General features: G+C 63.1%; 11 protein-coding genes and 2 rRNA genes. 3 read left to right on the forward strand and 10 right to left on the reverse strand.

What is annotated here, in order from left to right:
- Positions 1-4: 4 nt before the first annotated feature.
- The 6 genes from recD2 to G453_RS0105365 all read right to left on the reverse strand — a co-directional run bounded on the left by recD2 (position 5) and on the right by G453_RS0105365 (position 7,325).
- Entirely contained in the window at positions 5-2,179 is a 2,175-nt protein-coding gene (gene recD2 / locus G453_RS0105340) for an SF1B family DNA helicase RecD2 (protein ID WP_027190217.1), read from the reverse strand.
- Positions 2,180-2,545: 366 nt separating this feature from the next.
- On the reverse strand, positions 2,546-3,151 hold the full coding sequence (gene recR / locus G453_RS0105345; protein ID WP_027190218.1) for a recombination mediator RecR: 606 nt from the start codon (positions 3,149-3,151) through the stop codon (positions 2,546-2,548).
- Positions 3,152-3,154: 3 nt separating this feature from the next.
- The gene (locus G453_RS0105350) at positions 3,155-3,466 is read right to left on the reverse strand and encodes a YbaB/EbfC family nucleoid-associated protein (protein WP_027190219.1); all 312 of its coding nucleotides are present in this window, start codon (positions 3,464-3,466) and stop codon (positions 3,155-3,157) included.
- A gap of 23 nt (positions 3,467-3,489) precedes the next feature.
- Positions 3,490-5,925 (reverse strand): DNA polymerase III subunit gamma/tau, encoded by a 2,436-nt coding sequence (gene dnaX / locus G453_RS29095; RefSeq protein WP_084502110.1) that lies wholly within the window; start codon positions 5,923-5,925, stop codon positions 3,490-3,492.
- Positions 5,926-5,944: 19 nt separating this feature from the next.
- A complete protein-coding gene (locus G453_RS0105360) occupies positions 5,945-6,160 on the reverse strand; it encodes a hypothetical protein (RefSeq protein ID WP_027190220.1) in 216 nt (71 codons plus the stop codon).
- A gap of 238 nt (positions 6,161-6,398) precedes the next feature.
- Entirely contained in the window at positions 6,399-7,325 is a 927-nt protein-coding gene (locus G453_RS0105365) for a branched-chain amino acid transaminase (protein ID WP_027190221.1), read from the reverse strand.
- A gap of 238 nt (positions 7,326-7,563) precedes the next feature.
- Here G453_RS0105365 and G453_RS22505 point away from each other — a divergent pair, with 238 nt between their 5' ends.
- From G453_RS22505 to G453_RS0105380, 3 genes are all read left to right on the forward strand, one after another.
- Positions 7,564-8,565: a tRNA dihydrouridine synthase gene (locus G453_RS22505; RefSeq protein WP_051271752.1), complete on the forward strand. Its 1,002-nt coding sequence runs from the start codon at positions 7,564-7,566 to the stop codon at positions 8,563-8,565.
- Positions 8,552-9,409 carry a 4-hydroxy-3-methylbut-2-enyl diphosphate reductase gene (gene ispH / locus G453_RS0105375; RefSeq protein WP_027190222.1) on the forward strand — a complete coding sequence of 286 codons (858 nt, stop codon included), beginning with the start codon at positions 8,552-8,554 and terminating at the stop codon, positions 9,407-9,409. Before G453_RS22505 ends, ispH begins: the two co-directional genes overlap by 14 nt.
- A 105-nt stretch (positions 9,410-9,514) precedes the next feature.
- Positions 9,515-10,486, forward strand: a complete 972-nt coding sequence (locus tag G453_RS0105380) for a chemotaxis protein (protein ID WP_027190223.1) — start codon at positions 9,515-9,517, stop codon at positions 10,484-10,486.
- 322 nt (positions 10,487-10,808) lie between these two features.
- Here G453_RS0105380 and murI read toward each other — a convergent pair whose 3' ends face one another.
- The 4 genes from murI to G453_RS0105400 all read right to left on the reverse strand — a co-directional run.
- On the reverse strand, positions 10,809-11,621 hold the full coding sequence (gene murI, locus G453_RS0105385) for a glutamate racemase (protein ID WP_027190224.1): 813 nt from the start codon (positions 11,619-11,621) through the stop codon (positions 10,809-10,811).
- A 43-nt stretch (positions 11,622-11,664) separates the two neighbouring features.
- Positions 11,665-12,225 carry a metal-dependent hydrolase gene (locus G453_RS0105390; protein WP_027190225.1) on the reverse strand — a complete coding sequence of 187 codons (561 nt, stop codon included), beginning with the start codon at positions 12,223-12,225 and terminating at the stop codon, positions 11,665-11,667.
- A gap of 161 nt (positions 12,226-12,386) precedes the next feature.
- A 5S ribosomal RNA gene (gene rrf / locus G453_RS0105395) occupies positions 12,387-12,502 on the reverse strand.
- Positions 12,503-12,557: 55 nt separating this feature from the next.
- Positions 12,558-12,685, reverse strand: a 23S ribosomal RNA gene (locus G453_RS0105400); the annotation flags it as partial.

Genomic DNA, 12,685 nt, shown 5'->3' on the forward strand with positions numbered 1-12,685 from the left:
GCGGTTACCGGTTGAAACTTTCCTGGAGCCGGTAACGCAGGTGCGTGTAGCGCTTTGCCGCGCCCACGGAATTAAGGCCGATGCCCAGCGCCCTCTTGCCGCCTATGATGACAGCCAGTTTTCTGGCGCGGGTCAGGGCCGTATAGATGAGATTTCGCTTAAGCATGACGAAATGCTGCGTCACCACGGGCACGATGACCGCCGGGTACTCGCTGCCCTGGGATTTGTGGACGCTCACGGCGTAGGCCAGGGTCAACTCGTCCAGATCGGCGGATTCGTAGGGCACTTCCCGACCGTCGAAATCAACTACGAGCTCGTTTTCGCGCGGATCAACCGCGACAACCCAGCCCAGGTCGCCGTTGAAGATGTCCTTTTCATAGTTGTTGCGGGTCTGCAAGACCCTGTCGCCCGCCCGAAAGCGGTTTTTTCCGCGCACAATTTCGCGTCCGCCGGGATTCAGGCGCTCCTGAAGCAGTTCGTTCAGGGCCTGGGTGCCGACTTCGCCCCGGTGCATGGGCGAGAGCACCTGGATGTCGCGCAGGGGATCGAACCCGTAGGTCTTGGGGATGCGGTTGGCCACCAGGTCGATGATCTTCTCCTGCACCTGGGCGGGATCGTCGCACTCCACCCAGAAAAAATCGGCCTCGGGCGGCTTCTTGGCGGACTGGGCCGGGAACTGCCCCTCGTTCACCCGGTGGGCGTTGACCACGATCATGGATTCCAGGGCCTGACGGTAGATGTGGGTCAGGCGGGCCTGCTCCAGCGCCCCGGAATCGAGCATGTCGCCCAGCACGTTGCCCGGCCCCACCGAGGGCAGCTGGTTCACGTCGCCCACCAATACCAGCCGACAGGTCAGCGGCAGGGCGCGCAGGAGGTGCAGCAAAAGCTGCACGTCCAGCATGGAGGCCTCGTCCACCACCACCACGTCGGCCTTGAGCTTGTGCTCCTCGTTGTGGGCGAAGCCGCCGCCGGGCTGGGTGCCCAGCAGGCGATGCAGCGTGGAGGCCGGAAACCCCGTGGCCTCGCTCATGCGCTTGGCCGCGCGGCCCGTGGGCGCGCACAGCTTCACCTTGAAGCCCAGCTTGTCCAGCACGCGCACCACGGCGCGGGTGATGGTGGTCTTGCCCGTGCCTGGGCCGCCGGTGATGATGAAGCTCTTGTTTGTGCAGGCCTGGGCCACGGCCAGATGCTGCTCGCTGGAGAGCTTGATGCCGGATTCGGCCTCCACGGCGGGCAGAAGCTTGGCGACCTTGTCCGCCGCCGACGCCGCCGGGTGCGAGGAGATGGCCCAGAGACGCTCGGCGATCTCGCGTTCCCACTTGTAGAAGTGCGTGAGGTACACGGCGTGGGAGATGTCCTGCTGCGGGAGGGCCTCGATGCGCACGCGCTTTTGCTGCTCCAGGTTCTCCAGGGCCTCGGCCAGCAGGTGCAGGCCGACTCCGCCCAGCATGGCGTCGACTTTTTCGAGCAGTTCATCGCGGGGATAGAAGAGGTGGCCCGAATCGCTCTGGGTGAACAGGCCGTAGACGATGGCCGCCTCCAGCCGCTGGGGGCAGTCCGGCGCGAAGCCCAGCTTCAAGGCCATGGCGTCGGCGGTCTTGAAGCCGATGCCCTGGATGTCGTAGGCCAGCCCGTAGGGGTTGTCCTTGAGTTTCTGGACGGCTCCGCCCCCGTAGAACTTGAAGATGCGCTGGGCGAAGGTGGTGGGGACCTCATGGGTCTGGAGGAAGAGCATCAGCCCGCGCACTTCGCGCTGCTGGTTCCAGCTTTCGCTGATTTTTTTCAGCACCTTGGGGGTGATGCCCGGCACGGCCAGCAGGCGGTCCGGGTCCTCGTCCAGGACATCCAGAACCTTGTCGCCGAACTTGGCCAGGAGCTTGCCCGCCAGCACCGGCCCCACTCCCTTGATCTGCTTGGATTCGAGATAGCGCTTGATGCCTGTCAGCGACGCGGGCATCCGCTGTTCCCAGGATTCCACGTTGAACTGGCGTCCGTACTGGGCATGAGTGGTCCAGGAGCCGCGCAGGAGCAACGTCTCGCCGGGCGTCACCTGTCCCATGCTGCCCACGATGGTCACCACGCCGGGCTCGCCTTTGGCCTGGACCTTGGCCACAAGATATCCTGTGGTCTCGGAGAAAAAGGTGACTGTATGGACTTCGCAGGTCAATTCCGTGGACATTATGGGCCTAATCTTTTGTTGTTGAAGAACATGCACATGCTCTTCAACAGCACAATGAATGGTTCTCTTCGCTTTGGTTCATGGACCAGAAAGCGAGTGTTGAAGACGAACGGCTAGAGCCGCGTCATTGGAAAACAACCACATGTGAGAAACATGTAAAAGTCGCAGCAGAGGAACGCCTCCGGCGGCCAAAGAGCTGCGTTCTTTGGAATCCGCAATCAACCCATCCCGCTACCAACTCACCCTTCTGTTCGGGCGGCGGTTGGCGATGTATTTTGCATAACACTCATGTTTCTCAACAACAAAACAAATGGTTCTCTTCACTTCGGTTCATACACCGGAAAAGCCACCGTTGAAGGCGTTCGGCTAGATATCCTGCCGGTGAACCATGGACTGCTTGAGGGTTTCCTTGTCCACGTACTTCACCTCGGCTCCCAGGGGGATGCCCTGGGCCAGACGGGTGAGACGGATGCCGGACCCCGCGCGCTCCAGGAGGTTCTTGACGTAGCTGGCCGTGGCCTCGGCCTCCAGGGTGGAGCCCAGGGCCAGGATGACCTCGCGCACGTGTCCTTCTGACAGCCGCTGCTGGAAGCGCTCGAACTCCAGGGTGGAGGCGTCCACGCCGTCCAGGGGCGAGATAAGCCCGCCCAGGATCAGGTAGCGGCCCTTGTACAGGCCGGTTTCCTCCAGCGCCAGGAGCGAGTCCCATTCGCTGACCAGGCACAGCGACTCGGCGTTGCGGGCCGGGTCCGCACAGATGGGGCACGGGTCGGACTCGGCGAGGCCGGCGCACTGCGAGCACAAAAACAAGTTCTCGCGCAGGTCATGGATGGCCCGGCCCAGGCCCTGGGTGCGGCCCTTGGGCCACTTGAGCAGCGTCAAGGCGGCGCGAAGGGCCGATTTCGGCCCCAGCCCCGGCAAGGAAGACAACTCGCCGACCAGATCGGCCAGCGGCTTGGGGAGCGCCTTCATGCTCTAGAACAGCCCCGGAATCTTCAGCCCGCCGGTCAGTGCGCCCATCTCGGCCTGCTGCATGTCGCGGGACTTCTTCAGGGCGTCGTTCACGGCGGCCAGCACCAGATCCTGCAACATGTCCACGTCGGCGGGGTCCACCACGGCCTTGTCGATGGTAATGGAGGCGATCTCCTGGGAGCCGGTGGCAACCACGGTGACCATGCCGCCCCCGGCGGTGGCTTCAACAGTGCGCGTCTTGAGGTCTTCCTGGATCTGCTGCATCTTCTTCTGCATCATCTGAGCCTGACGCATCATGTCGCCCATGCCTTTCATATACCCTCCGAATATTTGATGACTTAGTGTTTTGCGCGAACATCGATGATGTACGCGCCCATGCTTTCCCTGGCTTCCTGGAACAGGGGGGCCTGCTCGGCCTTGGCCCGCAGCTCCTGCTGGCTGAGCTGCTTCCTGGCTGCGGCAGCGGAAATCTGGATGCGGACCTGACGCCCGAAGTACTCGTTGGCCAGAGTCTGCAAGGCGTTCAGGTTGCCGCTCTTGTCGCGGATCTGGCTGGCCTGGAAATTCGGGCAGCTCAGCATGAGCGTCCAGCCGGATTCATCTCCCTCGAAGGTGCCGTTCACGCTCTTGAGCGCCGTCTTGAGCAGGTTGTTGCCGTGCAGCTCCTGCTGGGCGTATTTCAGGAAGCCCGGCCAGTTGGGCGGGCCTTTGGGAGCGCTGAAGGACGCGGGCGCGCCGCTCTCTGCGGATGAGGGCTGGGGCTGGCCCAGGTCGTGGCCGGAGAGGCTGTCTTCCTCGTCCGCCTCGTCCTGATCGTCCTGGACTGGCCCGACAGCGGCGACGCCCTGTCCCACCCCGCCAGACGGCGTAACATCAGGGGCGGATTTCGGCCCGGTGTCGGCCGTCAGGGAAACTCTCGAGGCCGACTCTTCGGCAGGGGCCGCGTATTCTTCAGACCAGTCCATGAGCGGCGGGCCTTCTTCCTGAACCGGAGGCCCTTCCTCGGTGGCCCAGGACGGAGGGCCGTCCGAGGCGGCGCGGGACGGGGCTTCGCCTGGGGCGCTGCCCGAATCGGCCGAGGACTGCCACGGAGGCGGCACGTCGGCAGGAGTCGGCGACCCTGTGGGCGCAGCCGGAGCTGAGGCGGGGGCCTGCCTGGGCTGAGGGCTCGAAGGCGCAGACTCCGTTCTGGTGGACGCGGCCTGCGCGGGCACGGGCCTGGAAACATCGCCCACCGGGCTGGCCGGTGTGCTCCCCGAGGTCCAGGGCGGAGGCTGGTCGCTTACGGGTTCTTTTGAAGCGGGGGGTGCAGGGGACGCCTCTGGAGCTGGAGCGGGCATGGGCCTGGGGGCGCTTTGCGGCGCGGGCCGGGGCTGCGCCTGGGGCGGCTGCGGAGGCGAAGCCTGCCCCTGAGCACCGTAAGCAGGCGTGGGAGCGCGCAGCGCGGCTCCGTATGCGTTCGTGGGCGCGGGGGCGGCGGCCTGGGTCGGCCTGGGCTGCGGGTATCCCCCGCCCGAGCCGGGGGCAGAGCCTTGCACGGGACCGGGCCGGGACGCGGCAGGGGGCATGCCTGCGCCTGAAGCGCCAGGCCCGCTTGGCGAAATGGGCCTCGGGCCTGCGCCGGAACCGGGGCCAGGGCGTCCCGGAGGCGTGCCGCCAGAAGCGTTCAGCGCATCCAAGGACAGAAGCTTGGGGATATAGGCAAGGTTCAGCAGCAGGAGCTCCAGGGCCAGGGCGGGTTCCAGGCTGGTCATCACCCGGCGCTGCCCTTCCAGGGTCATCTGCCAGCAGGCGTGGATGTGGCGGGCGTCGAACTGCCCGGCCCAGGCCAGCCACTGCCTGCCCTCCTCCTCGCTCAGCTCCAGGTTGTCCAGGGCCTTCTCGCCCGACTGGTTCAACAGGAACATGTCGCGCCAGCAGGCGGCCAGCTCCCGCAGGAAGAAGCCGATGTCCAGGCCCCGGTCCAGCACGTTGCGCAAAAGCGTACTCACGCCCAGGCAATCCTGTTCCTTGAAGGACTGCATGAGCGACAGAAACACGTCCTGCCCGGCAAGCCCCAGGACGTCGCGCACGTCCTGCTCGCGCAGGGTCTCGCCGCCCATGGCCAGCACCTGGGCCAGGAGCGACATGGAGTCGCGCACGCTGCCCGCGCCGCGCCGGGCGATGAGGCTCACGGCGGAGGGCTCGTAGCCCATGGACTCCAGCCCCAGAAGACCCGACAGGTGGGCCTCAAGCTCAGGCTGGGCCAGCCGCTTGAACACGTAGTGCTGGCAGCGGCTTATGATGGTGGGCAGGATCTTGTGGGGCTCGGTGGTGGCCAGGATGAAGGTCACGCGGCCCGGCGGCTCTTCCAGGGTCTTCAGCAGGGCGTTGAAGGCCTGCTTGGAGAGCATGTGCGCCTCGTCGATGATGAAAACCTTGTAGCGGCTCTGCAGCGGCGCGTAGCCGATATCTTCCTTGAGGCGGCGGGCCTCGTCGACCGTACCGTGGGTGGCGGCGTCGATCTCGATGACGTCGGGCGAGATGCCCGCAGTGATCTGGCGGCACTGGGAGCATTCGTTGCAGGGCTCGGACGTGGGCGCGGTGAGGCAGTTGAGGGCCTTGGCCAGAACGCGCGCCAGAGTGGTCTTGCCCACGCCGCGCGTGCCGGAAAAGAGGTAGGCCGGGGCGATCTTGTCCTCGGCGGAGGCCCTGGACAGAATCCGCTTGATGGACTCCTGCCCGGCCACGTCGCTGAAGCGTTGGGGCCGGTATTTTGCGGTAAGACTTGCCATTGCGTTGTTTTATCGGACCTCAGCAGCACTCGTTCTGTTCGTTGAAATCAGCGCTCTGCCTGAAATTCTCGGCTTCGAGGGCCGCATTCTGCAAGAGCGCGATCATCTGGGGGACGTCCTCGGGATGCACCTCGACCGTCTGTTCGCCCTCCGGCAGATGCTGCAGGATGGACACGAGGCCGCGCCTGTTGGCGAACACCTCGACCGCATGGCGTCTTTCGATCACACCGCGCATGGAGCCTCCCAAGCGACGTTCCGGGCGGTCCCGGCAGGACATGCCGGGCCGCCCGGAGCGCGAGCGTTTGTGGACAGTTGAACGACAGGCCTGCCGGATTTCTCCCTTCATGCAGGAATGTCGCGCGGCAACCGGTTCCGGATACACGCCGTCATATACATCGCGCTCCTGGCTTGTGAACCCACGGGGTAAACGCCGGTCCAATTGGCGAAGCGCGCGACGAGTAGTCAGTTCGCCGCTAAACGGTGTACCCGGCAAGCCAGGAGGCGTACTTGGGGTTCTCGCCCTTCACGACCTTGAAGAACTCCTTCTGCAGGGTCTTGGCAACCGGCCCGGCCTTGCCCTCCCCGACGATGCGGCGGTCCAGCTCCCGGATGGGGGTGATCTCGGCCGCAGTGCCGGTAAAGAAGGCTTCGTCGGCGGTGTAAAGCTCATCGCGAGTGAAGCGGGACTCGCGCACTTCGTAGCCCAGGTCGCGGGCCAGGGTGATCACCGAGTCGCGGGTGATGCCGGAGAGGATCGAGGTCAGGGGCGGAGTCTTGATCACGCCATTGACCACCATGAAGATGTTCTCGCCCGAGCCCTCGGACACGTAGCCCTCGGTATCGAGCAGCAGGCCCTCGTCGTAGCCGTCGGCCAGGGCTTCGTTCTTGGCCAGCACGGAGTTCACGTAGTTGCCGCAGACCTTGGCCTTGGTCATCATCACGTTCACGTGGTGGCGGGTGAAGGAGGAGGTGCGGATGCGGATGCCCTTCTCCAGGGCTTCGTCGCCCAGGTACGCACCCCAGGGCCACACGCAGATGGCGGTGTGGATGGGGTTCTTGCCCGGGAACACGCCCAGAGACATGCCCGTGCCGATGAACGAGATGGGACGGATGTAGCCTTCCTCCATCTTGTTGGCCTTGAGGGTTTCCAGGATGCCCGAGAGAATCTGCTCTTCGGTGTAGGGGATCTTGATCTCCACGATCTTGGCGGAGTCGAAGAGCCGGTGGACGTGCTCCTCAAGGCGGAAAACGGCCGAACCGCCGCCAGCCTGCTTGTAGGCGCGGATCCCTTCGAATACGCCCACGCCGTAGTGAAGGGTATGGGTCATCACATGAACCCGGGCCTCTTCCCAGGGCACCAGAGCACCATCGAACCAGATAAGCTCGGATTTGGGCGACATAGATTCCTCTTTCATGGTATTGCCCGAAGCGCCAACGCGCGGGCTTGAATACGAAAGGCTAGACAAAAGCCCTCTCCAGGTCAAGGTCGCCTCGACATATGATTGCCTCTCCATGCTCTCGGCCATTTCGCCATTACGCTTGAATAACAGGATAATTATTCAAATTGCCTTGCTGGCAGCCCGCCAACCAAAGCATTGCCAACGCGCGCCGCACCGGGTAGATGTCGCGGCGGATATGATGACGCCACCAATCGGTCCCCAATTCCCCTGGCTGGCCCCCCTGGCCGGATACTCCGACCTCCCCTTCCGCATGCTCTGCCGCGAGTACGGGGCGGCCTGCGCCGTCACGGAGATGGTCAGTTCCAAGGGCATGGTCTATTTCAGTCCCGGCACCAAGGACCTCCTGGCCACCTGCCCGCAGGATTCCCCTCTGGCCGTGCAGCTCTTCGGGGCCGAACCCGAGATGTTCGCCCGCGCCATGGACATGCTCCTGGACCAGGGATTTACGCTGTTCGACCTCAACTGCGGCTGCTCCGTGCCCAAGGTCGCCAAGACCGGCGCGGGCTCGGCGCTCATGCGCACGCCGGACGTCCTGCGCGGGATTGTGCGGGTCATGGTGGCCAAGGCCGGTCCGGGGCGCGTCGGGGTCAAGCTGCGCTCCGGCTCCAGCGCCGAAGACCTGAGCGTCTTCAACATCGCCAAGTCCGTGGAAGAAGAAGGCGCGGCCTGGCTGTGCCTGCACCCTCGCCACGCTCGCCAGGGCTACTCCGGAACGGCCAGATGGGAGCTCGTCAAAGAGCTCAAAGAGCGCTCAAACGTGCCGGTCATCGCAAGCGGGGACCTGTTCACCGCGCAGGACGCGCACCGCTGCCTGGCCGAGACCGGCGCGGACGGCGTGATGTTCGCGCGCGGCGCCATGTACGATCCGGCCATCTTCCGTCATTTCCTGGACGGGTCCACCGCCCCGGCCAGCGGCCCCGAGATCGCCCGGCTCATCGAACGCCACGCCGCCCTCATCCGCGAATATGGCCGCCCGGAGCGTGCGCTGTTGCGCATGCGCTCCATCGTGCCCCGCTACGTGCGCAATCTGCTGGGGGCACGCGCGTTGCGCCAGGAAGTCGGTTCGTGTATGTCCTGGGAGCATCTGGCGGACATCACGGGCCGCATCGCTGAAGCCAAGCCGGCCCCGGGGCCTGAACACCACCTTCAGATCAGGGAGAACTGGGATGACCGTTCGTAGAGCCAAGACCGCCGGATTCTGCATGGGCGTGGACCTGGCCCTGCGCAAGCTCGATCAGCTCCTGAAAGACCAGAACCCGGACGTGCCCATTTACACCTTCGGACCGCTCATCCACAATCCGCAGGTGCTTGCCCACTATGCCTCCAAGGGCGTGCGCCGCACCGAGGACCCGGAGGCCATCGAGCCCGGAGCCATCGTGCTCATCCGCGCCCACGGCATACCTCGCACCGTGGATGAGCGCCTCGCAGCGCGCGGCCTCACCGTGGCCGACGCCACCTGCCCTAAAGTGAAAAAGGCGCAGAGGCTCATCGCCAAGGAGGCGGACAAGGGCGGCATCCTGCTGCTCTACGGAGAGGAGGCGCATCCGGAGGTGCGGGGGCTTCTGAGCCACGCGTCCCACGGAGCCATCGTCTTTGACAGCCTGGACGAACTGAAAGGGCACGCAGTCTACCCGACCGACTCATATTTCCTGGCTGCTCAGACCACGCAGGACGAGGCCGAGTTCGAGCGCATCCGCGACTATCTTTTCGAGACCCTGGGCAAGGAAATCCCCGTGCTCTACACCATTTGCGACGCCACCCAGCGACGCCAGGAGGAAGCCATCGCCATCGCCAGGGATGTGGACTTCATGGTGGTGGCAGGCGGACGCGACAGCGGCAACACCCGCCGCCTGGTCAAGGTTGCCGAGGCGCAGGGCGTGCCCTGCGTCCACGTGGAGACCGTCGAGGAGCTTCCGCTTGAAAAGATGCGCGGAAAGGCGCGCATCGGCTTGACAGCCGGAGCCTCTACGCCCAAAACTATCATTGATGCAGTGGAGTCGATCATTGCGTCGATCTCGTCCTGAATTTCAGGCGGAGAGGTTGTTCCGAACAGCGTTACCTGAAACGCGCGGCGTGAACCTTTCCCCGCCAGAGTGATCCGGCGAGCAACCCCGTCCCGGAGGACCCCCATGTCGCAGACAAATATTCTGCTCGAAGCCGGAACCAACGAACTCGAAATCGTCGAATTTTATCTCGACGAAGTCGTGCCGGAAGGCGACTCGTCCGGGAAGACCGAGTACAAAGGCTATTACGGGGTCAACGTAGCCAAGGTCCTGGAAATAATCCGCCTTCCCCGCGTAACGGCCCTGCCCGAGGTGTCGCATCCGTCTGTGCTGGGTGCGTTCAACCTGCGAAACCACATCATCCCGCTGGTGGACCTCTCCGTGTGGCTGGGCAAGGAACGCATCCAGACCGACTCGCCTAAGGTCATCGTCACCGAGTTCAACAAGGTGACCACCGCGTTCCTGGTTTCCGGCGTCACCAGAATCCACCGCCTGAGCTGGGAAGCCGTGGAACCGCCCAACGACTATGTCTCCACCCTGAGCGGCGAATCCATTACCGGCGTGGTCAAGCTGGAGGACCGCATCGTCTTCCTGCTGGATCTGGAAAAGATCGTGGCGGACCTTAACCCGCAACTGGGCCTGCGCCTGGACACCAGCATCGACTGGCGCTCAGGAGCGCGCTACCGGGCGCTCATCGCCGACGACTCGGCCCTGGTGCGCGAAATGCTGCGCGACCTCATGGAAAAGGCCAACTTCGAGGTGGAAGTGGTCAACACCGGCCTGCAAGCCTGGGAGAGGCTGCTCCAGGTCAAGGAAAAGGCCGAGGTGGAAGGCAAGAACATCACGGACTACGTCCAGGTTGTGGTGTCCGACATCGAGATGCCAACCATGGACGGACACAACCTCACCAAGCGCATCAAGGACGACACTACCCTCCGGGCGCTGCCTGTCCTGCTGTTCTCGTCGCTCATCACGGACAAGCTGCGCCACAAGGGCATGGCAGTCGGAGCGGATGACCAGATATCCAAGCCAGAAGTGAGCCAGTTGGCCCTTCGCGCCAAAAATCTCATCGAACAGCGACTGAACGCCGTGGCCTGATTCCGGCTCCTTCAACGAAATACAAAACGCCCGGTGGGATATCCCAGCCGGGCGTTTTTTCTTGGCCTGAAGTGTCACCGCGCTTGGCATGCTTCTCTTTTCGCCGGTAAGCAGTGCGGTCACGCATTACTTTGGCTGGTGGAGCCTGTTTCTTTCGGATGGCAGGGAGATCCTCCTGCCGGATGACAATAATCGTCGATTTTCCAGACGATTTGGACATTGCAGACACTCTCCATATTTTGGGTTCAGGGTTAAAGCTGCTGATCCACGCCTGAGACATATAAGCCCGGCTTGCGGCTTGGCAATCCTGTCAGGACGTCATCTAGCCCAGGTTCTCCACCCGCACGTTCCCCAGGCTGCGTCCCAGAAATCTTTCGCCCACTTCCTTGAAGCGCTGGGGCACGTCCGTCACGTGGAAGACGTGGTCGGGCTCGCCAACCCCAGGGTTTTCCAGGTGCATGTCGCGCAGAAGATCCTCAGCCCGCTCGGACACTGCCTCGGCCGAGTCCACAAGGCGCACTCCCTGCCCCATCACCGAGGAAAGCATGGGCTTGAGCAGAGGATAATGCGTGCAGCCAAGCACCAGCGTGTCGATGTTCTGAGCCAGGAGCGGCGTCAGGTATTCGAAAGCGGTCAGGCGTGTCACCGGATGCTCCAGCCAGCCCTCCTCGACCAGGGGGACAAAAAGAGGGCAAGCCTGGGTGGTGATGAACATGCCGGATTCATCGTGGCGCTGAATGGCGGACAAATAAGCCCCGGAATCGATGGTGGAAGGCGTGCCGATTATGCCGATGCGCCGGTTTCGCGTCCGTGACACGGCGGTGCGTGCGCCGGCGTCGATCACTTCCAGAACTGGCACGGGCGACAATGCCCGGACTGCGTCGAAGGCCACGGCAGCCATGGTGTTGCAGGCGATGATGAGCATCTTCACCTTTTTCGCCAGGAGGAACTGGGCGATCTGTTCGGCAAAACGGGCCACCGTGTCGCGTGATTTCACGCCGTACGGCACGCGGGCGGTGTCGCCGAAGTAGACGATGTTCTCGCGGGGAAGGCGCTCCATGACAGCGCGGGCCACAGTGAGGCCGCCGACGCCGGAGTCGAAGATGCCGATGGGGGAAGAGGGGGAAAGGTGCATTGTGAATGATTCCTGTGAATGAGGGAGAATGCGTTGTGAAGTGTCAGCGTGTTTCCGGCTTCATACGCTGTAATCGTCTCCCACTCAATCCACGCAATGCGCGAGAGACAAGAGCGAGCCCCAACAGCGGACACCAAACCCATAGGAGTTCAGACCATAAGACGCCTAGCCCCACCGGGGAGAGAAAGCGCTTGAGGCTGAGTGGTGCGGCTTCGATGACCTGGAAATGGGCGAAGAATCGTTCGTCGGACCACGGCCAAAGAAAGGCGACGCCAAGCCCACCGTTAGTGAAGGCATCGAGAATGCCGTGCGAAAGCGCGCATGAAAATAGAAAGAAGAAGGCAAACCGAAAACTGCTGTGAAGTTGTCGAAACATACATGCACCAAGCATGGCGGCCGCCAACGCGAACAGGATGGAGTGGCTGAATCCTCGGTGGCCGAACTCTGCGGCATAGGGGACGCCCAAACGAAACGCGACGACATCCAGATCGGAAAGTACTGAAACGACGACTCCGGCGAGCAACAGCCTCCCAGGGATGACCTTGCGGCCAAAGGCAAGGCTAAGGGCAACAGGAACGGCAGGATGCGTGATGATTGTCGGCACGGCCAGAATCTCCCGGCAAGTGTTTGGACAAGCGAGACAATACGCAGGATGCATGAGAAACGAAAGTATGGGCTAGCGTCTTCCCCAATCTTCATGAAGAGAAATCGACCATTGAAAAAGCGAAAGGCCCGCATTTTTAATGCGGGCCTTTCTGAAAAGAATCCTGGCAGCGACCTACTTTCCCACCAGCGGTCCTGGCAGTATCATCGGCGATGGAGGGCTTAACTACCGAGTTCGGAATGGGATCGGGTGTACCCCCTCCTCTGGGGCCACCAGGAAATTCCTGATGATATTTAAGTCAATAAGGGAGGAACGCGTTATGTTTGGTTAAGCGAGTCAAGCCGAACGGGCTATTAGTACCGCTTAGCTGAATGTATCACTACACTTGCACTTGCGGCCTATCAACCAGGTAGTCTACCTGGGCCCTTCGGGGAGACCTAGTCTTGAGGCAAGTTTCCCG

The organism is Fundidesulfovibrio putealis DSM 16056, from assembly GCF_000429325.1.
Classification (GTDB): Bacteria; Desulfobacterota; Desulfovibrionia; order Desulfovibrionales; family Desulfovibrionaceae; genus Fundidesulfovibrio; species Fundidesulfovibrio putealis.